The organism is Sphingomonas sp. CFBP 13706 (genome assembly GCF_014842355.1).
Taxonomy (GTDB): Bacteria; Pseudomonadota; Alphaproteobacteria; order Sphingomonadales; family Sphingomonadaceae; genus Sphingomonas; species Sphingomonas aerolata.
Genome location: NZ_JACYVM010000085.1, coordinates 1 through 354 on the forward strand (window position 1 = coordinate 1; position 354 = coordinate 354).

The 354-nt window shown below is 66.4% G+C and carries 1 protein-coding gene; it reads right to left on the bottom strand.

The window, feature by feature from the left end; genetic code table 11:
- Positions 1–336, bottom strand: a 336-nt coding sequence (locus tag IFS44_RS21770; RefSeq protein WP_206757908.1) for a hypothetical protein, incomplete at its 3' end; no start/stop codon positions are given.
- Positions 337–354 lie beyond the last annotated feature (18 nt).

Genomic DNA, 354 nt, shown 5'->3' on the forward strand with positions numbered 1-354 from the left:
CCCATGCCGCGCTCCATCCAACTCTTGCCGGTACATCCGCTCCCACACGATGCTCATTATCGTAGCGAACACCGCCATGCCGCCTCCAATCGCGACCGGCGCCCAAGTAATGCCATAGCGCTGCTTTAGGACGATCGCGCCCACCAGCGCAGCCAACCCGACCAGCAGCATCGCGAACGTCACCCACCACGTGCGCCCGGACCGATACCCGCTGACGAAGAATCCGTCCCGTCGCCGATCGCGGGCGACGACCATCGCCGTGGCGGCCATGCATGCGCCAGCCAAGACCATCGGCCATGGACCCGGCAGCGCATAGCCAGCGATCAGCCCGCCCAACAGCAGTCCAACCGCCGC